This window comes from Thiohalomonas denitrificans (genome assembly GCF_016841685.1).
Taxonomy (GTDB): Bacteria; Pseudomonadota; Gammaproteobacteria; order Thiohalomonadales; family Thiohalomonadaceae; genus Thiohalomonas; species Thiohalomonas denitrificans_A.
This window is the reverse complement of the sequence record NZ_JAENYR010000002.1, coordinates 25,949-51,068: the sequence shown is the minus strand read 5'-3', so window position 1 is coordinate 51,068 and position 25,120 is coordinate 25,949. Positions and strand designations below refer to the sequence as shown.

15 protein-coding genes, 6 tRNA genes and 3 riboswitches are annotated in these 25,120 nt (G+C 59.0%); of the genes, 8 read left to right on the top strand and 13 right to left on the bottom strand.

Annotation, left to right across the window (positions count from 1 at the left end):
• Positions 1 to 816: 816 nt before the first annotated feature.
• From serS to Q7L05_RS00725, 4 genes are all read right to left on the bottom strand, one after another.
• Positions 817 to 2,100, bottom strand: coding sequence for a serine--tRNA ligase (gene serS / locus Q7L05_RS00740; protein WP_303900900.1), 1,284 nt, complete (start codon positions 2,098 to 2,100; stop codon positions 817 to 819).
• A 91-nt stretch (positions 2,101 to 2,191) separates the two neighbouring features.
• Positions 2,192 to 2,503, bottom strand: coding sequence for a DUF190 domain-containing protein (locus tag Q7L05_RS00735; RefSeq protein ID WP_303900899.1), 312 nt, complete (start codon positions 2,501 to 2,503; stop codon positions 2,192 to 2,194).
• On the bottom strand, positions 2,494 to 2,871 hold the full coding sequence (crcB, locus tag Q7L05_RS00730) for a fluoride efflux transporter CrcB (protein WP_303900898.1): 378 nt from the start codon (positions 2,869 to 2,871) through the stop codon (positions 2,494 to 2,496). Before crcB ends, Q7L05_RS00735 begins: the two co-directional genes overlap by 10 nt.
• Positions 2,872 to 3,254: 383 nt before the next feature.
• A complete protein-coding gene (locus Q7L05_RS00725) occupies positions 3,255 to 3,842 on the bottom strand; it encodes an HPF/RaiA family ribosome-associated protein (protein WP_303900897.1) in 588 nt (195 codons plus the stop codon).
• Between the two features lie 422 nt (positions 3,843 to 4,264).
• Between Q7L05_RS00725 and dsrA the strand changes: the two genes are divergently transcribed.
• On the top strand, positions 4,265 to 5,515 hold the full coding sequence (dsrA, locus tag Q7L05_RS00720) for a dissimilatory-type sulfite reductase subunit alpha (protein WP_303900896.1): 1,251 nt from the start codon (positions 4,265 to 4,267) through the stop codon (positions 5,513 to 5,515).
• A gap of 46 nt (positions 5,516 to 5,561) precedes the next feature.
• Here dsrA and Q7L05_RS00715 read toward each other — a convergent pair whose 3' ends face one another.
• Entirely contained in the window at positions 5,562 to 9,974 is a 4,413-nt protein-coding gene (locus tag Q7L05_RS00715; RefSeq protein ID WP_303900895.1) for a PAS domain S-box protein, read from the bottom strand.
• A 220-nt stretch (positions 9,975 to 10,194) separates the two neighbouring features.
• Between Q7L05_RS00715 and Q7L05_RS00710 the strand changes: the two genes are divergently transcribed.
• From Q7L05_RS00710 to Q7L05_RS00695, 4 genes are all read left to right on the top strand, one after another.
• Positions 10,195 to 11,490: a GGDEF domain-containing protein gene (locus tag Q7L05_RS00710; RefSeq protein ID WP_303900894.1), complete on the top strand. Its 1,296-nt coding sequence runs from the start codon at positions 10,195 to 10,197 to the stop codon at positions 11,488 to 11,490.
• A gap of 64 nt (positions 11,491 to 11,554) precedes the next feature.
• Complete coding sequence (locus tag Q7L05_RS00705) at positions 11,555 to 11,740, top strand: hypothetical protein (protein ID WP_303900893.1); 186 nt, start codon at positions 11,555 to 11,557, stop codon at positions 11,738 to 11,740.
• 576 nt (positions 11,741 to 12,316) lie between these two features.
• On the top strand, positions 12,317 to 12,784 hold the full coding sequence (locus Q7L05_RS00700; protein ID WP_303900892.1) for a PRC-barrel domain-containing protein: 468 nt from the start codon (positions 12,317 to 12,319) through the stop codon (positions 12,782 to 12,784).
• 287 nt (positions 12,785 to 13,071) lie between these two features.
• Entirely contained in the window at positions 13,072 to 16,308 is a 3,237-nt protein-coding gene (locus Q7L05_RS00695) for a DEAD/DEAH box helicase (RefSeq protein WP_303900891.1), read from the top strand.
• A 141-nt stretch (positions 16,309 to 16,449) separates the two neighbouring features.
• Here Q7L05_RS00695 and Q7L05_RS00690 read toward each other — a convergent pair.
• Both Q7L05_RS00690 and Q7L05_RS00685 read right to left on the bottom strand, forming a co-directional pair.
• A tRNA-Glu gene (locus Q7L05_RS00690) sits at positions 16,450 to 16,522 on the bottom strand.
• Between the two features lie 6 nt (positions 16,523 to 16,528).
• A tRNA-Ala gene (locus tag Q7L05_RS00685) sits at positions 16,529 to 16,604 on the bottom strand.
• Positions 16,605 to 16,896: 292 nt separating this feature from the next.
• Here Q7L05_RS00685 and dksA point away from each other — a divergent pair.
• From dksA to pflA, 3 genes are all read left to right on the top strand, one after another.
• Complete coding sequence (gene dksA / locus Q7L05_RS00680; RefSeq protein WP_303900890.1) at positions 16,897 to 17,316, top strand: RNA polymerase-binding protein DksA; 420 nt, start codon at positions 16,897 to 16,899, stop codon at positions 17,314 to 17,316.
• 281 nt (positions 17,317 to 17,597) lie between these two features.
• A complete protein-coding gene (gene pflB / locus Q7L05_RS00675; protein WP_303900889.1) occupies positions 17,598 to 19,853 on the top strand; it encodes a formate C-acetyltransferase in 2,256 nt (751 codons plus the stop codon).
• An 86-nt stretch (positions 19,854 to 19,939) separates the two neighbouring features.
• Positions 19,940 to 20,680 carry a pyruvate formate-lyase-activating protein gene (gene pflA / locus Q7L05_RS00670; protein WP_303900888.1) on the top strand — a complete coding sequence of 247 codons (741 nt, stop codon included), beginning with the start codon at positions 19,940 to 19,942 and terminating at the stop codon, positions 20,678 to 20,680.
• A 201-nt stretch (positions 20,681 to 20,881) separates the two neighbouring features.
• Here pflA and Q7L05_RS00665 read toward each other — a convergent pair whose 3' ends face one another.
• The 6 genes from Q7L05_RS00665 to Q7L05_RS00640 form a co-directional block, all read right to left on the bottom strand.
• On the bottom strand, positions 20,882 to 22,021 hold the full coding sequence (locus tag Q7L05_RS00665; protein WP_303900887.1) for an AI-2E family transporter: 1,140 nt from the start codon (positions 22,019 to 22,021) through the stop codon (positions 20,882 to 20,884).
• A gap of 140 nt (positions 22,022 to 22,161) precedes the next feature.
• Positions 22,162 to 22,248: riboswitch (cyclic di-GMP riboswitch) on the top strand.
• An 11-nt stretch (positions 22,249 to 22,259) separates the two neighbouring features.
• Positions 22,260 to 22,350, top strand: a riboswitch (cyclic di-GMP riboswitch).
• Positions 22,351 to 22,362: 12 nt separating this feature from the next.
• Positions 22,363 to 22,453, top strand: a riboswitch (cyclic di-GMP riboswitch).
• Positions 22,454 to 22,651: 198 nt separating this feature from the next.
• Positions 22,652 to 22,727, bottom strand: a tRNA-Glu gene (locus Q7L05_RS00660).
• Positions 22,728 to 22,773: 46 nt separating this feature from the next.
• Positions 22,774 to 22,849, bottom strand: a tRNA-Ala gene (locus Q7L05_RS00655).
• A 272-nt stretch (positions 22,850 to 23,121) separates the two neighbouring features.
• Positions 23,122 to 23,197: transfer RNA gene (locus Q7L05_RS00650), tRNA-Glu, on the bottom strand.
• Between the two features lie 57 nt (positions 23,198 to 23,254).
• Positions 23,255 to 23,330 (bottom strand) — tRNA-Ala (locus Q7L05_RS00645).
• An 89-nt stretch (positions 23,331 to 23,419) separates the two neighbouring features.
• Entirely contained in the window at positions 23,420 to 25,117 is a 1,698-nt protein-coding gene (locus Q7L05_RS00640) for a glutamine--tRNA ligase/YqeY domain fusion protein (RefSeq protein WP_303900886.1), read from the bottom strand.
• Positions 25,118 to 25,120: the final 3 nt, after the last annotated feature.

The following is a 25,120-nucleotide window of genomic DNA, read 5'->3' as shown; positions in this document are numbered from 1 at the left end:
GACGTTTCCGCCCGCTGTCACCCCCAGAATAGAGGTGCAATCGCTAACGGATAATAAATAACCGGCAGAGTCGGAGCCTTCGCTCAGCGGAGACTGGGTATGGATATCAAACGTGGGACTGCCGGCAACCGCTTTACCGGCCAGCAAAGTACAGACGAGCGCGACTGCCGCGGAGCGCACGTTCCGTTTCGCCCCAGCCATCTTCCTATAGGCGCAACGCGCGCCTTCACTCTCCATGATAGGTCTCTGATGACTGCATCGATGTCCATCAAAATCCTAAGATTTTGCTCCCCTATTCCGTTTCTGTTTCTGTTTCCGTTTCCGTTTCGAAATTCCGTGATCCGACGCACAAAACCCTGAGCGTTCTGTGAACCTAACAGCGAATGAACGAATATACAACTCTGAAAAAACGTGTTAGCGCAAGTCAGTAATGGCCCCTTCGTACAATTCGTGGGGCTGTACCGGGGAGATCTTACGATGAGCGGGAACGAGGTCGATAGGCTGAAGCTCATCCAGGCGGTAGCAGGGAAACGGCTCAAGCAGTGGAAGCGGCTGGGCAGTTGGGGGCTGAGAGTTCGTCAGGACAGCGATTGATGCGCCCCCGCGAGCAGGGCATCGCTGCCTTGATCTCGTGACAGGAAACGCCCCAACAACGCTATCGGCCCGACAACGCTCCAGGAGATCCAGGTGAAACGCGCCTGACACAGCTCGCTCAGCGGTAGGCACGCATCCAGCAGGAGTGCTTCTGAAATGCTTATAAGGGGACATTCCTGACTAAGCCGCGGCGGCTGTTAGCCACGGCATTAGGGACAACTTTTAACGATTCGGTTCAATATGGCTGGCGCCGCCCATGTAGGGCTGGAGGGCGGCAGGAACGGCGATGCGACCGCCTTCATCCTGGTAATTCTCCATAACGGCTACCAGGGTGCGGCCGACGGCGAGGCCGGAACCGTTCACGGTATGCACCAGCTGCGGCTTTTTCTCCCCGGGATTGCGCCAGCGCGCCTGCATGCGGCGGGCCTGGAAGTCGACAAAATTGGAGCAGGAGGAGATCTCGCGGTATTTGCCCTGGCCCGGTAGCCAGACCTCCAGGTCATAGGTCTTGGCCGCGGAGAAGCCGATGTCGCCGGCACAGAGGTTCATCATGCGATACGGCAGCTCGAGGCGCCTGAGGACCTCTTCGGCATGGCCGGTCAGTTCCTCCAGTGCCTCGAAGGAACGATCAGGACGGACAATCTGAACCAGTTCGACCTTTTCGAACTGATGCTGACGGATCATGCCGCGGGTATCCTTGCCGTAGGAGCCCGCCTCGGAACGAAAACAGGGGGTATGGCAGGCGAACTTGAGCGGCAGATCCTCGGCGGCGAGGATCTGGTCCCGGACCATGTTGGTGACCGGAACCTCGGCGGTCGGAATCAGGTAATAGCCGAGATCGCCCTCCAGTTTGAACAGCTCGTCCTCGAACTTGGGCAGCTGACCGGTACCGCGCAGGCTGTCGGCATTGACCATATAGGGGACGTAGGTCTCACAATAGCCGTGCTCACTGGTCTGCAGGTCGAGCATGAATTGAATCAACGCCCGATGCAGACGAGCCAGGGGGCCGGTCATCACCGTAAAGCGGGAGCCGGTCAGCTTGGCGGCGGTGTCGGAGTCCATCTGGCCGAGGGCATGGCCCACATCCACATGGTCCTTCGGTTCAAAACCGAACTCGGGCGGCCGACCCCATCGACGAATCTCTACGTTATCCTCTTCACTGCTCCCCTCGGGCACCGATTCGTCCGGCAGATTCGGCACACCCATGAGAATGCCATCGAGCTCCTCCTTGATCGCCGAAAGGCGCGACTCGGCCGACTTCAACTTGTCGCCCAGATCGGCCACCGCATCAAGCAGCGGCTGAATATCCTCTCCTTTGGCCTTAGCCTGACCAATCGCTTTGGAGCTCTGGTTGCGCTCGTTCTGGAGCTCCTGAGTCCGGGTCTGGATCGCCTTGCGCTCCGTCTCCAGACGGGCGATGGCATCGGTATCCAGTTCGAAGCCGCGGCGCTTCAACTTCCGGGCAACTTCCTCCAACTCACTACGCAACAGTCTCGGATCCAGCATTGTTTACCTTTCTTGTTTTGCGAACCGCAAAGGCGCAAAGAGCGCCAAGAGAGATATCTTTCTTTGCGACCTTTGCGTGTTTGCGATTGATTCAGTCGTTAATTCGGGCGCTCCAGGTGAGCATGTGGCCGGGTTTGATGGTGTCGCCCAGGTGGTCGATGATGGCCTCCATCTTCTCGGGTGTGTCGAAAAACTCCACCACCACTGGCAGATCCAGGGAGAGATCGACCCATTTACTGGTGTGGATTTTCCCCGACTCGCCGTATCCGGCAATGCCCCGAAAGATGGTGACGCCGCGAACCTGTTCCCAATCGTGCAGCCGCTTGAGCAAAACCTCGGCCTGCTTGTTGCCCTCGGTGAGATAGATCCGCGCGATGGTCACTTCGGTACCCTTCACAGCCATTGTCTCCCTGCCAATACCCCTGCCCAGGCGGCTGCGACGCAGAGTACGGCACTGAATGCCACATTGCCGAAAGCCTTGAGCGGCTCGCCGCCTTCAAGCAGGTGGATCGTCTCGATGGAAAAGGTGGAGAAGGTGGTGAAGGCCCCCAGGATCCCAACCATGAGGAAGGCTCGCCACTCCGGCGCCAGAATCGAGCGCTCCACCAGCCAGATAAAGCACCATCCCATGGCCAGGGAGCCGATGACATTGACGGCCAGCGTGCCCCACGGGAAACCGCGCCCAAGGGCGTTATAGACCCATCCGGATACCCAGAACCGCAGCAGTGCCCCGATAGCACCGCCGCCGGCAATGGCGAGCGCCTGCGACATCGACCAGTCCACCTAACGACAAAGCAGCCATTCTACCCGATAGAAGATACGAGATTCGAGAGATGGGAGGCGCGAGGGGCGATGCTCACCACGGGGGCCACGGGGCACACGGGGTGAGTCAAAAAATAACTTTTAATCACTGAGGTCACGCAGGACTTATTTTCAACCACCATCCCCTCTGTCATATTCAATTTTCCCCGTGTACCCCGTGGTTAATCTTTTAACCACCAGAGGTCGCACGACTGCATGGATGCAGGAGGTAGAGCAACGCATGGAGCAGTTGCCGAGAGTTCACAGAGGACTACTATTTCAACCACTGTCCCCTCTGCGGTATCCAATAATTTCCCCCTCTCCGCGCACCCCGTGGTTAAGAATCTTTTTGATTAGAGATTCGGATGCTTGTGGGTGGGATCTTCGTAGATGTGGTGGTGGTCGAGCACATGCACGGTGGAGGCCTGGGGTCCCTCTTCGCCCTTTTCCTCGGCAAACCATACCTCCGACCCCACCTTCAGATGCTCGAACCCATCATCCACGACCGAATTGCGATGGAAATAGATCTGCCTGCCATCAGCCGCGTCGATGGTGCCGTGGTCGTCAAACAGTTCCGTTACACGACCGTGGGGTGGCGGCTCATGTAGCTTGACGTCACTGCGTAACCGGCCCACGTAGGCATCCAGTTGCTTGTAGATGGCGTCGAAGGCATCCCGAATCACCGCATTCATATCGGTATGACGGTGGTGCTCGTCCGGGCTGCGGCTCGCGACCAGCTCCCCATCCGGGACCGTCACATCGATCCGCACGTGATACAGCTTGCCCTTGTGCTTGTGGCGATGGGGTGCCTCCACCATCACCCGGCAACTCATCACCCGATCGAAGTAGCGGTCCAGTTTGGATGCCTTTTGCCTTATGCGCTGCTCGATGGCCGGAGACGGTTCCATATCGCGAAACGTGATTTCCAGCGGCAATTGCATGGCGCCTCCTGAATGGGGAGTGTCGGAGTTTCTTCCAATTATAGGGCACTTCTACTACTCCGACGCGGATTCTGTCGGGTCCAAAATCACCGAGGCCAAGGCGCGCCGCGCAGGCAAGGGTGGCTCCCTTGTCAAGCGGCGCAATGCGGGATCGGCGATTTTGGACCCGACCCGTCAGGCTCGGGGCCGTCTGGATTAACAGAAGTGCCCTATAGCAATGGTCTCTTCCTCCAGTGCGATTCCGTTGCAAATCCAGAGTCCAGGTAAAACGGCTCCTATCCCTTTTGGACTATTGCGCCAATTCCCGAGCAATCTAGTCTACTTTGACTAGAGTCATTTTAAGAATGTGTCTACCCTGTACTGCCGCGGATAGGAAACCCCGGCGGCTTGGGAAAACACGTTTACCGTTATGGGAGATGGATATGGCTAAGAAGATGCACGAAACACCGATGCTGGATCAACTGGAGACCGGACCCTGGCCCAGCTTTGTAACCAGCCTGAAGCGACTGGCCGACGACAACAACATGATGGTCGACCTGCTCGGACAGCTGGAGACCTCCTATGAAACCAAGAAAGGTTACTGGAAAGGTGGGACCGTCGGGGTGCTCGGCTATGGCGGCGGAATCATTCCACGCTTTACCGAGCTCAAAAACGATAAAGGAATCCCGCTCTACCCCGATGCTGCGGAATTCCATACGTTGCGTGTACAACCGCCTGCCGGCATGCACTATGACACCCAGACCATCCGCAAGATGTGTGACATCTGGGAGCAGTACGGTTCCGGCCTGATAGCCTTCCATGGCCAGTCCGGCGATATCATGTTCCAGGGCTGCACCACGGACAACGTCCAGCCCGCGTTCGACGAGCTGAATGAGATGGGCTTCGACCTGGGGGGAGCCGGTCCCGCTGTGCGTACCGGTATGTCCTGCGTCGGTTCCGCCCGTTGTGAGCACTCGTGTGCCGACGAACAGCGTATCCACCGCATGCTGGTCAACGCCTTCCTGGACGATATGCACCGCCCCGCCCTGCCCTACAAGTTCAAGTTCAAGGTTTCGGGCTGCGGGAACGACTGCATGAACTCCATCCAGCGGGCCGATATGGCCATTATCGGTACCTGGCGCGACGACATGAAGGTCGATCAGGGCGAGTTCAAGAAATACGTCGAAACCAAGGGCCATAAGTGGCTCGTCGACAATGTCATCTCCCGCTGCCCGACCCAGGCCTTGTCCATCAATGATGACGACACGCTGGAAGTCAAGAACCAGGATTGCGTGCGCTGCATGCACTGTATCAATGTCCTCACCAAGTCTCTCTCTCCCGGCGACGACAAGGGCGTTTCGGTGCTGATCGGCGGCAAGCGTACGCTGAAGATCGGCGACCTGATGGGTACCGTCGTCATCCCGTTCATGAAACTCGACAGCGATGAGGAGTATGAAAAGCTGGAGGGGATTGCCGGCGAAATCATCGACTTCTTCGCGGAGAACGCCCTGGAGCACGAGCGTACCGGCGAGATGATCGAGCGTATCGGCCTGGTCAACTTCCTCGAGGGCATCGGCCTCGACCTTGATCCCAACATGATCCAGCGACCGCGCGAAAACCCCTATATCCGCATGGATGGATGGGACGAAGAAGCCGCCAAATGGTTCGAGCGGAAAGCCGCACAGGCGAGCTAAGCACAACCGTCAGTCTTCACAAGGGCGCCTCCGGGCGCCCTTTCTGTTAACGAGGTTTTCCCTGCCGAGATATGAACTCACGATGCCAGCTACTTAGTGCCTTGGCGGGCATCGGCCTGGCGAAATAGTAACCCTGCACATCCTCACACTCGAGTCCCTGTAGCAGCGAAAACTCCGAGCCGGTCTCTACCCCCTCGGCGATAACCCGCAGTCCCAGGTTCTTTCCCAAACCGATAATAGCCTCGGTGATGGTAAGATCCGCCGGGTTAAACTCCATGGCTCGCACAAACGACTGGTCCACCTTTAACCGGTCGATAGGGAAACGGCGCAGATAACTCAGACTGGAGTAACCAGTGCCAAAATCATCGATCGCCAGCCCCAGCCCCATCGCCTTCAGCCGCTCCAGGGTATGGATCGTCGTCTCCACATCGCGCATCAGCATTCCTTCGGTCACCTCCACCTCGATACAGGCCGGGTCGGCACCGGTTTCCCGCAGGATACGGGCAAGCAGATCCGGAAAATCGGGCCGGTGAAACTGGACGGCAGAGACATTGATGGCCATGGTAATGTCCACGTTTTCATCGGCCCAAACGCGCTGCTGTCGGCATGCCTCGCGCAGAACCCACTCCCCGATCGCCACCATGGTGCCACTCTCTTCAGCGACCGAAATAAAGTCGGAGGGCATCAGCATCCCTTCCTTGCGGCGCCAGCGCAGTAGTGCCTCCACTCCCACCAGTTGCTGGGTCATGGTATTCACCTGCGGCTGGTAATAGAGGGTCAGCTCATCCCGCTCGACCGCGGTTCGCAGGTTGTTTTCCAACATCAGCCGGTCCTTGGCCCGTACATTCAACTCGGGGATAAAGAACTGCATATTATTCCGACCCTGCGCCTTGGCGTGGTAGAGGGCTGCACCCGAATTGCGGATGAGCACTTCCACATCGTTGCCGTCATCGGGGTAGACGCTGACACCAATACTGGTGGTCATCCGCACATCGGTCGCATCGATGCGGAAGGGAGTGGAGAGGGTATCCCTGATGCAGTTGGCGAAATTCACGGCGTCGGTCGGTTCCTTTATCCGGGAGAGCGTCACGATGAATTCATCTCCACCACCACGGGCCACGATATCGTCAGAGGCGGTGCAGCCGGGCAATTTTTCGCCAAGCTCCCGCAGAATTTGGTCGCCGGCAGCGTGGCCGAGGGATTCGTTGATGGTTTTGAAGTGATCCACGCCCACCGTCAACACCGCCAGTCTATAGCCCTCCTGACTCGCGTGAGCGATACCCTGCTCCAGCCATTCCCGTAGCAGGCGGCGATTGGGAAGACCCGTCAGCAGATCATGGCGGGCGAGAAAGTCGATGCGCGCCTCGGCCTCCTTTCGTTCACTGATATCGGAGAACATAGCCACATAGTTGATCACTTTGCCCTGCTCATCGTGGACGGCGCTAATGGTCATCCACTCGGGATAGACCTCACCATCCTTGCGACGGTCATAGATTTCACCCTGCCAATGTCCCACCTCGTCGATGGTTTCCCAAATGGCCTGGAAAAACGCATGGTCGTGGCGACCGGAAGAGAGGAAATGGGGATCGTGCCCAATCGCTTCGGCGGACGAGTAGCCGGTTATCCGGCTGAAGGCGTCATTCACCAGGACGATCCGTCGCTGGGCATCGGTGATGAATATCCCCTCGCTGCTCGACTCAAACACCTTCGCCCACAACCGCAGCCGCTCTTCGACCTGCTTGCGTTCGGTGATATCGATGAGGGTACCGGCCATCCGTAGCGGCTGGCCACTCGAGTCTCTGCGCACCACCAGGCCACGGGCCAGGACCCATACAACCTGGCCCGACTTGGTCCGTATTCGGTGCTCGGAGCGGTACTGCGGCACCTCGCCCTTGAGGTGTGCCTCCAGTTCAGCCCGGACCTGCGGCAGGTCTTCCGGGTGGACGAGCTTTTCCCAACTATCCAAGTCTTTGCCCACCTCCTCGGGCGCGTAGCCAAACAGCTCGGTGAACCGGTCACTGAAGTAGGTCTGGCCGCTTTCGAAATCGATATCCCAAAAACCGTCCCGGGAACCTTCCAGCGCCAGTCTCAATCGCTCCTCACTGGTGCGTAGTGCCCGCATTGCCTCGATCTGTTCGGTCACATCGTCATAGACCACCACCACCTCTTTGGTGGGCAGACGATAGACCCAGCTTTCGCGCCAGCCCTGAATGCTGTCGGCCCGGTAAAACCGTGGCTCAATGTGTATCGGCTCGCCACTCTGCCACACCCGGCGCAAAGCGGCAGATATGCCGATGGCCACGGCCCCGGGAAACGTCTCCGCCAGCGACCGATCAATAATATTGACCCGGTCGATCCCCTCGATGCGCTCCAACGCCTTGTTGACATCGGAGAAAATGAATTCGTCGCTCTCTGGCCGATAGCGAAAGAGCGCCACTCCGCTGTTCATGTTGTTAAACAGTTGGCGGTAGCGGTGCTCACTCTCGCGTAGCGATGCCTCGGCCTGGCGACGGTTCGCTTCGAGCTGGATGTTGTCGAAAGCGAAGGAGATGTCGGCCGCCATTTCGTTGAGCAGTTCCAGCAACTCCGAATCGAAGAATCCGGTCTCCCCGGCGCCGACGGCGAGCACCCCTATCGGTCGTCCGTCCTGGTGCAAGGGCAGCGCGGCCCCCGAATGCAGCCCCGCTGCCATCAACTGTCCATCCACGGCAGCCGGCTCTGTTCCAAAATCATTACTGAATTGCAGCGCATCCTCACGCATTGCGTTCAGGATCAGTCTGGGAATGCCCCTGGCCTCCACCTCCAGCGGCAGAACCAGATCACTACGGGGCGCGGCATCCCCATAAGACGCTGCCGTACGGAGCTGCTCATCCTCCCTCATGCCGATCCAGGCGATGCGAAACCCGCCGTGCTCGACGGCAATACGACAGATGTCCGCCAGTAGAAATTCCTGCTCCCGCTCCCGGACGATTGCCTGGTTGGTCTCGCTGAGCGCGGCATAGAGGTTGGTCAGATGCCGGATACGCGCCTCCGCTGCCTTGCGCTCGGTGATGTCACGAATAATTGCCTGCTGGTAAATGGCATTCTCAACCTGAATGGCGCGTGCACTGATTTCCACCGGGAATTTACTGCCGTCAGCTCTCCAGTGAATGTTCTCGTACCGCTTGGCCTCACCGGAAGTTGCAGGTTCGCTACTCGCCCGATTGAGCGGGGTCACGTCCTGGTGACACAGGTCCCTCCAATTCCGGCCAAGCAACCCCCCACGCCCGTAACCATAAATTTCCACGGCCCGATCGTTCGCTTCCACGATACGGCCACGGTTGTCGGTGAGCAGTATGATGTCGTTGGCGTATTTGGTGAGGTAATCAAAGTGCCGGGCCAGCGCCCTTTCTCGCAGTGCCGTCCAGTAGCGAAACGCCCGGAAGTCGGCCTGCTGTTTTCGCCACCAGGATGCCGCAGCGACCGTCATCCCCAGCAGTATCAAAAGAAAGACGCCCGTCAGATGAAAGGCCAGTTCATCTATGGGTGCAAACACCTCCTGTTGATCGATCTTGGCCACCAGGGCCCAGGGGCTGAATCGGACCGGACGGGCCGCGGCGAGGACCGGCTCACCACGATAGTCCACACCGCTGAAAAATCCCTTCTCCAGAATGGCTTGTGCCCCTATCAGTCCCGGAGTATCCCGGGGCAGGGCCAGCGGCGCCTCCGCCTCCAGTAGCTGGCTGATAAAAACCACCTGCCCATTATCGGCGCTCACCAGCAGCAGCTCTGCAGTAGGGCTTGCAGTGGGCCAGGCGGTCAGGAGAGGATAAAAATGTCCGTAGGGCACGATGTGCGCAATCAATACACCGGCAACGGCATTCCCCTTGAGGAGCGGAATAGAAAGGGTGAACCGAACCGGCTGGTCGCCCCCATCCATGCGCCTGTAGTTGCTGAAATAGGCCTGCCTGCTCTCCACCGTCCGGCTCACGGCTTCTGAAAACCGGCCCCCGCGCGCCTCTCCCGCCTCCACCACTACGGTCCCGTCGGCAGCCACTATCTGCACGGCGTCATAACGGTCCTGCTCGACGGCGGCCTGCAGGAACTCGGTCACGTTCTCCTCCTGCTGCAGCGAAATGTCTTCCCCGTCCAGCAACTGCAGTACTGTCCGGCGAAAGGACTCCCGCTCAAGCAGCAGTTGCATGTCACTGACACGCTCCTCCTGCCAGATGGCAACCTGCTGCGACTTGTCAGTGACGACGGCATCCAGCTCCGCCCTGGTCTGATCCAGGGCTTCAGTGTGCTGCTGGTTCCAGATCCCATACGCCGCCAACGCCAGCAGGATTACGGCTCCGATGAACGCGAGAATGAACCGCGGACGAAAGCGTTGCAGATCCGGAGGGGTACGACCGGGAAAATCCGTCTCCCTCTCCGATTCAATACGAGTGGAATCCGGCAGTTGGGGCTCCTGTCTCGGCATTCTGCTTTGTCCCCTTCCTACGAATAAAGCCTGTCCGGGGGCGTGCCCTCACTGCTGGCAACCCGGGTTCGTTCTTCCCCTGAACACTCCATATAACCTTAGACTCATCCGTGCCGGTCAGGCTTCGGCCACACCGATCGACCTCCACGCGGGGCCGAAGCGTGCACTGCTAAACTCCGAAGATGAAAGCATTTCGTCTTCGACACTCGGGGATCCGACGATGAGTGATACCCTGGCGCACTCTCTGGAACCCTTCAATGAACACCTCGAGTCGATTTTCGAGGCATTTTATGAACGCCTGATGTCGGACCGTCACTTCTCGGTCTTTTTCCGTAACGACGACGAAGTCCGAAGCCTGGTGGTCCGCCAGAGGGAACACCTGCGCGCGGCCCTGTACGAAGACGAAGCGCACCTGAAGACCCGCTACCGGGAACTGGGGCACCTCCATCATCGCATCTTCGTTCCCTATCCCGACTTCTCCGTCGGCATCGATTTTCTGGCTGAACAATTTTACGCAGTGGTCTCCAGGATGCCCGACACCACCAACTGTTCGGCCGAACAGGTGTTCCAGTTTTTCCACAAGGTCAAGAACTACACCGCCAGGGGATATCTGGACTGTATGCTGGAAGAGGACAAGGCCAATCTGGAAGTCTTTATCGAGCATATGCAGGAGTCGCGGGAGAGTCTTTCGGGGCTACTTGTGAAGCACCTCTCCTGGTTGAACCGGATGTTGCGGGCCATCGAAAGGGAAGACGAGGATATCCTGCCGGATCTGGAGATGGACAATTCGGAGTTCATCGAATGGATCCTGAGCGACGATGCCGCACGCTACATTGTCCGTGAGGAGGATCGGAATAAACTGTTCGATCTGAATCGGCGCATCTTTACCGATGCACGAAACATCTTCTATTTCATCAAGACGGGGCACTACACCGAGGTGCTGGTGATGTTCACCACCATCAGCAAACACCTGTTGACCCTGACCCATCTGGTGACCGTATTCATTGCCAATTACAGGATGCGGCACATGGTCCGCGACCCGCTGACCGGCCTGCTCAATCGCCAGACCATGAAAGACAACATCCGGCAGAAGCTTCGGCTCTCCATATTGAGCCAACGGCCAATCTCCGTGATCCTGACGGACCTGGATGATTTCAAGCAGGTCAACGATCAATTCGGTCATGTCGCCGGAGACTGTATTCTGAAGCGCAGTGCCGAGATCCTGCGGCGGTTCATACGCACCAGTGATTCGGCCTACCGGTTTGGCGGCGAGGAGTTTCTGTTGCTGCTGGAGGACACTGACGAAAAGGGTGCACGGATGGTAGCCGAAAGCATCCGTGAGGCCGTCGCCGATACACTCTTCCAGTGCGAGGAGCATCAACTACGCATCACCATGAGCCTGGGGGTCGCCACCAACAAAGGCAGCCGCCAGTATTCCCCCGTCGATCTCATCAGCATTGCCGACGCAGGGCTCTACCGGGCAAAACGAGGTGGCAAGAACCGGGTCGGCTCGTGATCGGCACAAGGCCGGCCCCCGATCCCACCCGCGATTGCATCATCACCCTTGATGGCGATGATCAATGCTGGAGTTCAATCCCGCTGCCGAACGGGTATTCGGGCATAGCGGCGGGCCACTCATCGGTCGGGGTTCAACCGAGATGATCGTCCGGCTCGGTGGTGAGGTGTCGGTAATCTCCGCTTCGCTGGCTTCATCGCCGTTGCAGACCTGCCAATTGCCACCGGTTGACGGATCGGGTGCGCGATAACCCACACCGCATCGAAACCGAAAAAACAGCTTCATTTCTCCCTTAAAGGAAAGAGCAAAAACAACAAGTTAGGAGTGATCGTCGATTTCTAACGGCGATCAGGAGGAAAAATCCCTCTGATTAGACAATACTTCTCCGTTAGGAACTGTTACGGACAACAACGGCAGGATGCTTATGACTAACCGGAACTGGACCGAAGCACAGCTGAAACTGGATTTGGAAGAACTGCATCGACTTCTCGACCGGGCGACCAGGGAATCACGGGGACTCCCCGACGATATCGTCGCCCAACGACTGTTCAAACTACTCATTCGGCGTAGACGGGTGCAAATCCAGGCCCTTCACCGGAATTCGGCAGGTATGGAGTGTGGCCCCAGCGGTTCCGCCTCCTTAGAACCGAAAACGACCTGTAACCGAATATAGGACTGCCTGGCAGTGGCCCTCCGACGAATCGCTGCCGCCCATTGCAAAGGCTCAGGCAGCCCGTTCCGGGTGCTTGGCCCCTCCTGAACGAGCACGCAATATCCATTCTGTTCTAAACTGCCGGTAACCAAGAAAGACACGGAGGTCTGATCCATGAAGCTCTGGCTGATCGCCGGAACATTGGCCGCCCTGGCAAGCGGCGCACAGGCAGCTGCTCCCACCACACCAGCCCCGGTCCCCGACCTGCATGCCATGACACCCGCGCAGCTTATCAAGCGCGAGGTTTACACACAGTTCGATGAGGACCTCGGCAAGGTGGAAAAAATTGTCGTCGACGAGCAGAGCCGCCGCCCCTATGTTGTCGTTAAAGTTGGCGGCTTTCTGGGATTGGGCGTCTTGCATATTGCGGTACCGACCTCCGACATCCGTCTTAGGGAAGAGATTCTGGTCATCTCCAGCGAAGTGAAAGGCAAAAAGGTCGGCAGCGAATACCCCTACCAGGAGGAGTACTTCGCAGAGATCCCAACCCATCGGCCCGTGGCGGAACTCAGTCGCGAACCCAGGCCAGAACCACCCGGGGCAGAACCACATAGCGCCATCATCACACGGGTTGAGCACTGACCGGAGTTCCCTCCCGACAGGAGGGTCACCGGCGTTGCCCCCTCAGGAAGCCAAATCTCTGCAGGAGCGCGCCTCCTGCAGGTTTACACCCTCTTCCTTCCGAAGAAAGTCCGCCCCCGGCGCGATACCCCTTCAGCAAGCCGGTTCGCCGTGAGGCTATGCCGCCATTTTCTTGTGAACCCGGCCCTGCATCTCCCCTTGCGGATGAACTGCCGGCGGCTCTGTGGTAATTTCCCCCGCTCTTTCGGCTCCGTCCTATTCCATCCAGGTAACACGTTCCTTTGCTGATGACCCTTAAGCTATCCGACAGCGACCGCCTTCTAGCCGGTTTCAATCCGAACTATGTTCAACGGGGGCGCCACTATGTGCGCGATCGGCGGGTTCTGGAGACCGCGACCGAAGGGCTGGACGGCTCGCTGGTCATCACCGGACGGGTTCGCGGGAGTGGTCTGCAGCTCTACAACGTAGAAGTGCATATCGAGGACGGCTTTGTCAATGGTAACTGCACCTGTCCGGTGGCCTGGAATTGCAAACACGTAGCAGCGGTGCTGCTCGCCGCCGCAAGCCAGCAAACCACTACGAATACCCCTGCCCGCGCGGACCGCTACGCATTGCCTGATGCGGGCGAAGAGGAGAGCTATCCTCCGGAGGTCGACAACCGGCTCCTGTATCTGCTCCATCTCGCGCCCGCGACCAATACCCTGCTCATGCAACCGTTTCGAACACGCCTCACCAAAAGCGGCGCATATGGCAACCTCTCTCTTTTCCGACCAAGCCGCGTGTGGGAGCCGTTTCCGCCCCGTTATCTGTTGAAGTCGGATATCGCCATTTTGCGGAATCTCATTCCCGCCCACAACGTCTCGGAATTTCCCGAGGGGGTTCCAATCCCGCCCGGCGCGGTACCCCTCCTCGAGCGGATGATCGCTTCCGGCCGCTGCCATTGGGTGCATGTCGCCAATCCCGTTTTGCGACCTGGCGATCTGTGCCGGGCCGAGGCCGGCTGGGAGTTGATGTCGGACGGCCGGCAGCAGCTAATACTGAATGCAGACGGAATACCACTGGTGGCGCCTGCGCTCACTCCCCCGTGGTATATCGATCCGGTAAACCATACCGCCGGCCCACTGACGAGCAACCTGCCCGAACCGCTGCTGGCCGAACTGGTAACTCGACCATTCATCACTGCCGATGAGGTCGACGATGTCCTGGATGACTGGGAGCGGCGCTTCGCCGATGTCCCTTTTGCGCGGCCCCAACGTCTGACCGTACACCGGCTGCCGCCCACTCAACCCATCCCCGTACTGCACCTCTACAGCGCCGAGGTGGCGGACTACGAGGGCACCCACAGAGTGCCCGCTGCGCGGCTCAGCTTTGATTACGACGGCCACGTGGTGTCGTGGCCCGGCGAAGGCACCGAACAGGTGGTTTCGGGTGAGGAAATCGTGCGTCTCGATCGGGACCATGAATTTGAAGAGCATGCCGCGCTGCGCCTGCGCGACCGTGGACTCCATCCGCTGTTCGCATTCGAGGGGTTAAGCGCCGCTCCCGATGACAGCAGCGCCTGGGTACCACCGCACCGCGCTGAGGAATTGGAATCGTGGCTTGCGCTACAAGCGGACTTGCCGGCGCTGGAGGCCGAAGGGTGGCGCATCAGCATCGGCGACGATTTCAATTACCGGGCGGTGACGCCAGACGCCTGGTACGGCGATATCGAAGAATCGGGCCGTCAGTGGTTCGATCTGGAACTCGGGATCGAGATCAATGGCGAACGCATCTCGCTGCTGCCGATGCTGCTGGAGTGGATCGAACAGATCCCTGCGGGCGCCCTCTCCGGTCTGCTGGAGGAGTTTCCTGATGACGAAGGCCTGCCCATTCGCCTGGACAACCGGCGCATCGCTTACCTGCCGATAGCACGGCTGAAGGGCATCCTGACCATCCTGGTCGAACTGTTCGACCCGGAGGTTCGGCTCAAAGAGGGTCGCCTGTCGCTGCCCGCCGTGCGGGCCGGCGAACTGCCGCTGCTCGAACGGAACGACTGGAACTGGTCGGGCGGCGACGAATTACGCCGGCTCGGCCAGCGGCTACACGCCTTCTCGGGCATCACCGAAGTCCCGCCGCCCATCGGTTTCAAGGCTTCACTGCGCCACTATCAGCAGACGGGCCTCGACTGGCTACAGTTCCTGCGCGAATTCGGCCTGGGCGGCATCCTTGCCGACGATATGGGTCTTGGCAAGACCGTGCAGACCCTTGCACACCTGATGGTCGAAAAGGAGAGCGGTCGGCTTGACCGTCCCGCCCTGGTCGTCGCCCCCACCAGTCTCATGTTCAACTGGCGCGCGGAGGCGGCCCGGTTCGCCCCGACCCTCAAGGTATTGACCCTGCACGGCCCGGACCGCCTGGACCGGTTTTCCGACATCGAGGACTCCGATCTGGTACTGACCACCTACCCGCTGGTTGGACGCGACATCGACGCCCTCGGCGAACACCAGTTCCACCTGTTGATCCTCGACGAAGCGCAGGCGATCAAGAATCCCCGTGCCAAGGTCAGTCACCATGTGCGTGAGCTATCCGCCCGCCACCGACTCTGCCTCACCGGCACGCCCATGGAAAATCATCTGGGTGAGCTATGGAGCGTATTCGACTTCTTGTTGCCCGGACTGCTCGGTAACGAACGCCAGTTCCGCCGTCTGTTCCGCAATGCCATAGAGCGCCAGGGCGATGACGAGCGCCGCGCCGCCCTGGAGCGGCGCATACGCCCCTTCTTCCTGCGACGCACCAAGGTCGAAGTGGCTCCCGAGTTGCCGCCCAAGAGCGAAATCCTCCGCACCGTGGCCCTCGAAGGCACACAAAGGGACCTTTACGAAACGGTGCGTCTGGCGATGCACGGCAAGGTGCGCGAGGCGCTGTCCGAACAGGGGTTGGATCGCAGCCGCATCGTCGTGCTGGATGCCCTCCTCAAGCTGCGTCAGGTCTGCTGCGATCCGCGCCTGCTGAAGGGTACACGCCCAGGCCGTACCGGGTCGGCGAAGCTACGGATGCTAATGGAACTTCTGCCGGAAATGCTCGAGGAAGGCCGCCGTGTCCTGCTCTTCTCGCAATTCACCAGCATGCTTGCGTTAATCGAGGAGGAGCTGGAGAAACGCAAGATCCCTTATGTCAAACTCACCGGGAAAACCCGCGATCGGCAAACACCGGTCGAGCGCTTTCAGAGCGGTGAAATCCCGTTGTTCCTGATCAGCCTGAAAGCCGGCGGCACCGGTCTCAATCTCACCGCTGCCGACACGGTCATTCACTACGATCCATGGTGGAACCCCGCAGTGGAGGACCAAGCCACCGATCGCGCGCACCGCATCGGCCAACAGAACAAGGTCTTCGTCTACCGACTCATCACCGAAGGCAGCGTGGAAGAGAAGATCGTCCGGATGCAGGAAGAGAAACGCGGACTGGTCGAGTCCCTGTTCAGCGCCACCGGTCCGAAAACCCTTGATGCAAACGATCTTGAAGCGCTGTTCGAGCCGCTCGGATAACCCCCGACTTTCGAGTACCCATCCACGTTGAGTCGCTCAACTCCCGCCACCAAGCGGAGGCGAATCACCAAAGGGGCCGCTTCCGGCAGTAAAATCAAAAAAGCTCCGGCTCCGGAAAGGAGCCGGAGCTTTTCGGATTAGCGTCCTCAAGGGGAGTCGAACCCCTGTCACCGCCGTGAAAGGGCGGTGTCCCGGACCTCTCGACGGTGGGGACACTGTTTGGTGGAGCTAGGCGGGATCGAACCGCCGACCTCCTGCATGCCATGCAGGCGCTCTCCCAGCTGAGCTATAGCCCCGAAAGGGCGCGCATTATAGGATAACTTCAGCGCGGGTAGCAATGCCCCATTTGCTTTGGATATCCCGGAGAGACGAACGGAAATAACGGCGGCGAACGACCCTCGTCTGCTCTGCAAGAAACCGTACACGGGTGATGCGCTATGCAAGAACTCGCAAAAATTTGACCCCCACTCTCCGCCATGCTGGCTACGATTACCTGAGCCCGTTTACAAAACAGTGCACCCGCTGTGGCCGATTCCCGTTTGGCCTTCTACATTTGCTGTCTCAAGCTCGAAACAAAGGCGAAAACGCATGGACCGGAAAGTGAGTAAAACCGCCCCAACGGAAACCTCGACCGAGGCCGGAGCGGAGAGCTATATGGACGAAGAAATGCTGGCCCGCTTCAGGGAGCAGTTGATCCGGCAGCGGGACGAGGTCCGCGCACATCTCGAGCGCGCCCTGGAGGAACCCAAACACCATCCCGAAGCCCTCCCCGATGAAGGCGACCAGGCCTCCAGGGAGGCCGAAACGGAAATGGAACTTCAGGAAATCAATCGACAGCGGAATCAGTTGCACGAAATCGAGGCGGCTCTCCGACGCCTGGACAAGGGTGAATACGGCTACTGCGAGGCGTGCGGGCTCGAGATCGGACTCAAGCGGCTCAACGTCCGTCCGGTTGCCACTCTTTGCATCGACTGCAAGTCGCTGGAGGAAGTCCGCAACCGGCGCTAATGCGATAGGGGGTTTGAGCGTTCACCATTTCAAACGGTGGGGCCGCACTCAACCGAGCGGCTCCACGCCCACTTTTAACTCCTCCGCTCCCACCATCTCCTTCCGCTTTCAATCGGAAAAGGCGAAGGGCGATTTTTCGGTTTTCCCGGCGCAACCTATACCAATTCCAACAGTCCTACTGAGTGACGGAAAAGTGTCCCACCAGGCTCGGAAACAGCTTCCGACTCTGTACAAGGACATCGTCGCTATCAGTGTTCCACTGACAACAGGTGAGCCGGGAAATGGCAGCACAAGCTGACAGAATTTTCAATGCCGAACGCCCCCGTTTTGCCGAGGGTTTATGGCAGGAAGAGGTAAACGTTCGAGATTTCATCTACACCAACATCACACCGTATGATGGTGATGCCTCCTTTTTGACCGGGCCGACCACAGCCACCAAGGTGCTTTGGGAGCAGTGTCGCTTCCTTCTCAAGCAGGAGCAGGACAAGGGTGGTGTCCTCGATATCGATACGAAGACGATTTCCACCATCACCAGTCATGCACCGGGTTATATCGACAAGGCTCGGGAACGGATTGTAGGTCTGCAGACCGACGCCCCGCTCAAACGCTCCATCAAGCCCTTCGGCGGCTGGCGAGTGGTGCAGAAGGCTTGTGAGCAGGCCGGCTACGAGCTCGATCAGAGCGTTGTCGATCTGTGCCGCAACTATCGCAAGACCCACAATGACGGGGTCTTTGATGCCTATACCGACGACAACAAAACACTTCGCAAAAGCGGGATCATTACCGGGCTGCCTGATAACTATGCGCGCGGCCGCATCATCGGCGATTACCGTCGTCTTGCTCTCTATGGCGCCGACCGGTTGATCGCTGCCAAGCACGCCGATCGCAAGCATCTGGTCGGCACCATGACCGACGAACTGATCCGCCTGCGTGAAGAGGTAGCCGAACAGATCAAGGCACTGGAGATGGTCAAGGAGATGGCCGCCTCCTACGGCTTCGATGTGGGCCAGCCGGCCCGAAATGCCCGTGAGGCGATCCAGTGGACTTACTTCGCCTACCTCGCCGCCGTAAAGGAGCAGGATGGCGCCGCCATGAGCCTGGGCAACGTAAGCAGCTTCTTCGACATCTATATCGAAGATGATCTGAGGAGCGGCAATCTCACGGAGCAGCAGGCGCAAGAACTGGTTGACCAGTTCATCATGAAGCTGCGACTGATCCGGCATCTGCGCATGGGCGAATACAACCAGTTGTTCGCAGGCGACCCTACCTGGGTCACCGAATCCATCGGCGGTGTATTCCGCGACGGCCGGCACAAGATCACCAGGACCAGCTTCCGCTTCCTGCATACGCTCTACAATCTCGGCGCCGCGCCGGAGCCCAACCTGACGGTGCTCTGGAATGAGAAACTGCCGGAGAACTTCAAGCGCTTCTGCGCCCGGGTCTCCATCGACACCTCCTCTGTGCAATACGAAAATGACGCGCTGATGAGCGAAGCCGGCCAATGCGACGATTACTGCCTGGCCTGCTGCGTATCGATGATGGAAACGGGCAGGGAGATGCAATTCTTCGGCGCGCGCTGCAATCTGGCCAAGGCACTGCTGCTGGCCCTGAATGAAGGGCGCGACGAACTTAGCGGAATGCCCATCGTCCCCGGCATAGAGCCACTGCCGGAAGGCCCGCTCGACTATGAGGAGGTGCGCTGCCGCTTTGAGCAGACCATGGCGTACATCGCCGAGTCGTACGTGAATACGATGAACGTCATTCACTTCATGCACGACCGGTATTATTACGAGCGGTCGATGATGGCCTTCATGGACAGCCGGGTAAAACGCAACATGGCCTTCGGGATCGCCGGCCTGAGCGTAACCGCTGATTCGCTGTCGGCCATTCGGTATGCCAAGGTGACACCGATTCGCAATAAAGAGGGGTTTACCGTCGATTTCCAAACCGAGGGAGAATTCCCGCTCTACGGCAACGACGATGACCGTGTCGACACGATTGCCCGGAAGCTGGTCCAGTCCTTCAACCGGGAACTCGGCAAGCACCACATCTACCGCGATGCCACGCCGACGCTGTCGGTGCTGACCATCACCTCCAATGTGGTGTATGGCAAAAAGACCGGAGCAACGCCCGACGGACGCAAACAGGGCGAACCGTTCGCACCGGGTGCCAACCCGATGCATGGCCGTGACAGCTCCGGAGCCATTGCCTCACTGAACTCCGTGGCCAAGCTGGACTACTACGATGCGCGGGACGGGGTTTCCAATACCTTCTCGATTGTGCCGAGGTCCCTTGGCATGATGGACGAAGAACGGGAACAGAACCTGGTGTCGCTGCTTGACGGCTACTTCGCAAGCAATGCCCACCACCTGAATGTCAACGTACTCGACCGCAGCGTACTGATGAGGGCGATGGAACACCCGGAAGAGTATTCACAGCTGACCATCCGTGTATCCGGCTACGCCGTTAACTTCACCCGGCTCAGCCGACAACACCAGTTGGAGGTGATTGCCCGGACATTCCACGAGTCAATGTAACGGCTCCCGGTGGAGGGGAGCGGAGCACCCCACCCGCTCCCCTCCACCGGGGTTAACTGAAGTGAGGTATTTCAGGAAGGAGTACGATGCTGAAGGTTCACTCTGTCGAGACGTTCGGGACCCATGATGGTCCGGGCATTCGTCTGGTGCTTTTTCTCCAGGGCTGTGCCTTTCGTTGCGTCTACTGTCACAACCCCGATACGCGAAGTCGTGCGAAGGATCAGGGGACGCCTTACAGCACCGAACAGGTTTTGGCGCTGCTGGAGAAACAGCGCTCCTATTTCAGAAACAGCGGTGGCCTGACCGTCTCGGGCGGAGAGCCCACGCTGCAGGCCGACGAACTGATTACACTTTTCACCGCCGCCAAAGAGCGAGACTTTCACCTCGCCCTCGATACCAGTGGAGGTGTCTGGTCTCGGACGGTTAATCAGCTGTATGACCTGACCGATCTGGTGATCCTCGATGTCAAGCACATTGATAACGCATGGCACCGAAAGATTACCGGTATCGGTAATCGCAATACCCTGCGCAACGCAGACTATCGCGAGCGCTCAGGAAAGCCGCTCTGGCTGCGCTATGTCCTCGTCCCCGGCTGGACGGATCAGCCCGAGTATCTGGAAGCGTGGGCCCGCCATTTCTCCGGCTACAGAAGCCTGAAGCGCGTAGAGGTTATCCCCTACCATACTTTCGGTGTTCACAAGTACGCCGCCATGGGCCTGCGTTATCCCCTGCGCGGTGTCGCGTCCCCAACCACCAAACAGGTCGACAGAGCGGTTGATATCATCGCCCGCAACCTGGGGGATGTTCCCCAGCTGGTTGCCGCCTAAATAGGTGTTCCAAATTGGCATACATGTAGGAGCGGCGGAATTCGCTAACGCCGAATCGCGGCTTCCGCCGCTCCTACATGCATCTCGGTATGTCACCGAAGGAGCGTGTTGGACACGATTTCGGAACAGCTATTTAGAGCACACAGATACTAGAATCCCGTGCGGGATCAACCAGCAGACAGGCATACGCCTCTGAGCGGGCTACTGATTTGATGCCGTCCCCCTGGACGAAGTCCCCAGCCCCTCCTGAGGCGTCCCACGCCTCTCCAACCATTGCCGCCAGACGGCAAGCAGGACCGACAGCACTATAGGCCCCAGGAAAAGCCCCACCAGCCCGAAAGCACTGAGTCCACCAAGGACCCCGAACAGCACCAGCAGGAACGGGATATGAGCAGACACACTGATTACCAGTGGCCGAACCAGATTGTCGACCGAACTCACCGCCAGTGCGCCCCACGCCAATAGCACCAGACCCGCCCACAGCTGTGCGGTAAAGAGCAGGTAGAGGGTAACCGCGCCCCAAACCACCGGCGCACCGAAGGGCACCAGCGCCGCCAGCGCCGTCAAGACACCAATCAGTACCGGGGCCTCCACTCCGACGACCCAATAACCGAGCCCCGCCAAGGCCCCCTGCGCGATGGCGGTTAACACCAGCCCATACACCACGGCCCGGGTCATTTCAGCCGCCGCGACCCAGTAGACATCCGACTGGCGACCCAAAAGAATCAGCAGTCCCTTTCGAAACTGCGCCGTCACCGCCTCGCCATCACGAAAAACGAAAAACACCGCAAGCAGCGCCATCCCGAATTTCATGGCATTGCGTCCCACCGCACCGGCGGCTTCCGCAGCCCCTCCGGCGATATTCGGTGCCTGGGCCGCCAACCACTCGTCGACGACTTTTGGGTTTTGGGCGACCTGATCGGCCAAATCCGCAATCGGCCTTCCGACCAGCGGGAGCGAAAGGAGCCAGGCGGGGAGCTTACCAGCGCCCCCCGAAAGGGTGTCCTGGATCCACTGAAAGATATCCCGTGCCTCTTCCTGCAGGGATGCAATCACCAGGAGTACCGGGACGATAATGACCACAGCCAGCAGCAGGGTCATCAGAAAGGAGGCCAATCCGGGGCGTGACACCATCCGCCGCAAGCGGCAATTGAGAGGCCATGTCACGTACGCCAGGATAAATGCCCATAAAAGCGGCACCAGAAAGTCCTGAACAACCTGGTACGTAAGCAGCAATAACATCCCAAGCAGAAGCGCCACCGCCAGGCGTGCCGCCCAAGGACCTGATAAAGCTCCATATTGGGCCTTCAGTTCTGCATTGCGATCGGAATTCGGTTCCATGTAAAAAACATAGTTCGCCGCAGCTTTTTAACCGCAGCGGGGGGCTGCTCCCTCAGCGTCTGCCAATTCTGAAAACCGGCCCAAAAAAATTTTTAGAAATTTTTGACATCAGGCATCGATGGACTAAACCTGTAAACGAGACCTGACAAAGGCAAACCTGTCGAAAGACAGGGGCACAAAGCCACCGGCCTAAGGGGCTTCGACTCTAAGGCAGCGGAGTTACCAGGTCCCGGGACAGGCCTGATAAAGGCAAACCTGACGAAAGTCAGGGGCGCAAAGCTACCGGTCTACGGGATCTTTCGGGATTCTATGATCGCGGAGTTGCCAGGTCTACAAAACGGGCCTGACAAAGGCAAACCTGACGAAAGTCAGGGGCGCAAAGCTACCGGTCTACGGGATCTTTCGGGATTCTAGGATGGCGGAGCTGCCAGGTCTTCCTCTCTTGTTTTCCACTCCGCGGAGCCCCCGAGCGCCCTGGTGTTCCGGCCGCTCTCCCAGACGCCCTGCTGCTTCAATCCAGCCACACGCCCGGACATCCATCGTTTGCCGATCAAACCAAACCTGCGTCCGGAGGCAATACACAACTAAAAAAAAGCCCCGACTCAGAAAGCGAGTCGGGGCTTTTCGGATTGGCGTCCCCAAGGGGAGTCGAACCCCTGTCGCCGCCGTGAAAGGGCGGTGTCCTAGGCCTCTAGACGATGGGGACGGAAACCATCTTCAAAAACCGGAACCGCATGATCCCGGGTGAAACTTGGTGGAGCTAGGCGGGATCGAACCGCCGACCTCCTGCATGCCATGCAGGCGCTCTCCCAGCTGAGCTATAGCCCCCGAAAGGGCCGCCAGTATAGGTAAATTCCCCCTCGAACACAACGCCGACCAAAGCTTTTTCGCCGACAATCGGGCCGGGAGCCCGAGACGGCCTTATCGACCAAAAATGTAGGATGGGGTGAGCTTGCGAACCCCATCGAGAAACGACCCTGTCCCCGTCAATGATGGGGTTCGCAGGCTCACCCCATCCTACGTTTTTCCAGCAATGTAGGTCCTGGTACCCCGTAAACGAAAAAAGCCCCGGCTCCATACAGAGCCGGGGCTTCCTGAATTGGCGTCCCCAAGGGGAGTCGAACCCCTGTCGCCGCCGTGAAAGGGCGGTGTCCTAGGCCTCTAGACGATGGGGACGGATGAACCGTCTTTCAAAAACAAACCGGGCTGCCACAAGACAGCCCGGTGACTGTTTGGTGGAGCTAGGCGGGATCGAACCGCCGACCTCCTGCATGCCATGCAGGCGCTCTCCCAGCTGAGCTATAGCCCCGAAAAGCAAGGCGACGATTGTAGTGAAATACGGCTCGCTGTCAAGCACCGGTGACTACAATCGAGGTTAGTTTCTTCCTTTACCGCCGTTCAACCACCCTGCTGTTCGATCTTGGCCCAGGAGTCCCGCAGGGTCACGGTACGATTCCAGATCGGCCTGGCTGCGGCATTCTCCATGGCATCGCGGCTGAAGTAACCCTCCCGCTCGAACTGGTAGAGCGCTCCCGCCTCCTCCTCAGCCAGAGTGGGTTCCAGAATGCAGCCGGTCAGCGTTCGCAACGAGTCGGAGTTGAGAAACTCCTTGTAGTCCCTGCCCTCCTTCGCCGCAGCGCTGTCGGGACTCGGAACACCGAACAGGCGGTCATACAGCCGCACCTCGGCCTCTATTCCGTGGCGAGCGGAGACCCAGTGGATCACCCCCTTGACCTTGCGCCCCTCCGGGTTGGCATTGAGAGTAGCCGCGTCGTAGCTGCAGCGCAGTTCGATGATCTCTCCCTGCGGGTCCTTGATCACTTCGTCACAACGGATGACATAGGCGTTGCGCAGTCGCACCTCACCACCCGTCACCAGCCGCTTGAACTTCTTCGACGCCTCTTCGCGGAAATCCTCCGCATCAATATAGATCTCGCGGCAGAAGGGGATACGACGGCTACCCTGCGAGGGGTCCTGGGGGTGGTTGGCGGCCTCGAGGTCTTCAACCCGCTCCTCGGGGTAGTTTTCGATGACTACCTTGAGCGGATGGAGCACTGCCATTCGGCGCAGGGCCTTGACGTTGAGGTCATCGCGCACGCAGTTCTCGAGCAGCGTCATCTCCACCGTGTTCTCGGATTTGCTGACACCGATGCGATCGACAAAATCACGAATGGAAGCCGGCGTGTAGCCGCGTCGGCGCATGCCCGCAATGGTCGGCATACGGGGATCATCCCAGCCCTCGACGTGACCCTCGTCCACCAGTTGCGTCAGCTTGCGCTTGCTCATCACCGTGTACTGCAGATTGAGACGCGAGAACTCGATCTGCTGCGGGTGGCACGGCACGCTGGTATTATCCAGCACCCAGTTGTAGAGCGGGCGATGGTCCTCGAACTCCAGGGTGCAGAGCGAGTGAGTGACCCCCTCCAGCGCATCGGAGATCGGGTGGGTGTAGTCGTACATCGGATAGATGCACCACTCTGCCCCGGTCTGGTGGTGGACCACCCCGTGACGGATGCGGTAAAGCGTCGGGTCGCGCAGATTCATGTTCGGCGAGGCCATGTCGATCTTGGCCCGCAGGACCTTCGCCCCGTCCGGGAACTCACCGGCGCGCATGCGCCGGAACAGATCGAGATTCTCCTCCACCGAGCGCCGACGGAACGGGCTCTCTTTGCCGGGCTCGGTCAGCGTGCCGCGATAGGCGCGAGTCTCCTCTGCCGACAGATCGCAGACGTAGGCAAGCCCTTTCTCGATCAGCTCGACCGCGAACCCGTAAAGCTGCTCGAAATAGTCGGAGGCGTAGAAGACCCGGTCGCCCCAGCTGAAGCCGAGCCAGCGCACGTCCTCCTGGATAGAGCGAACGAACTCCACGTTTTCCTTGTGCGGATTGGTGTCATCAAAGCGCAGGTTGCAGATCCCGTTGTAGTCCCGGGCAATGCCGAAATTCAGGCAGATCGACTTGGCGTGACCAATGTGCAGATAGCCGTTCGGCTCCGGCGGAAAACGGGTTACCACCCGGCCGTCATTCTTGCCCGCAGCGATATCCTGCTCGATGGCCTGGCGGATGAAATTGGTCGGGGCGGTGGTTTCATTGCCCATACT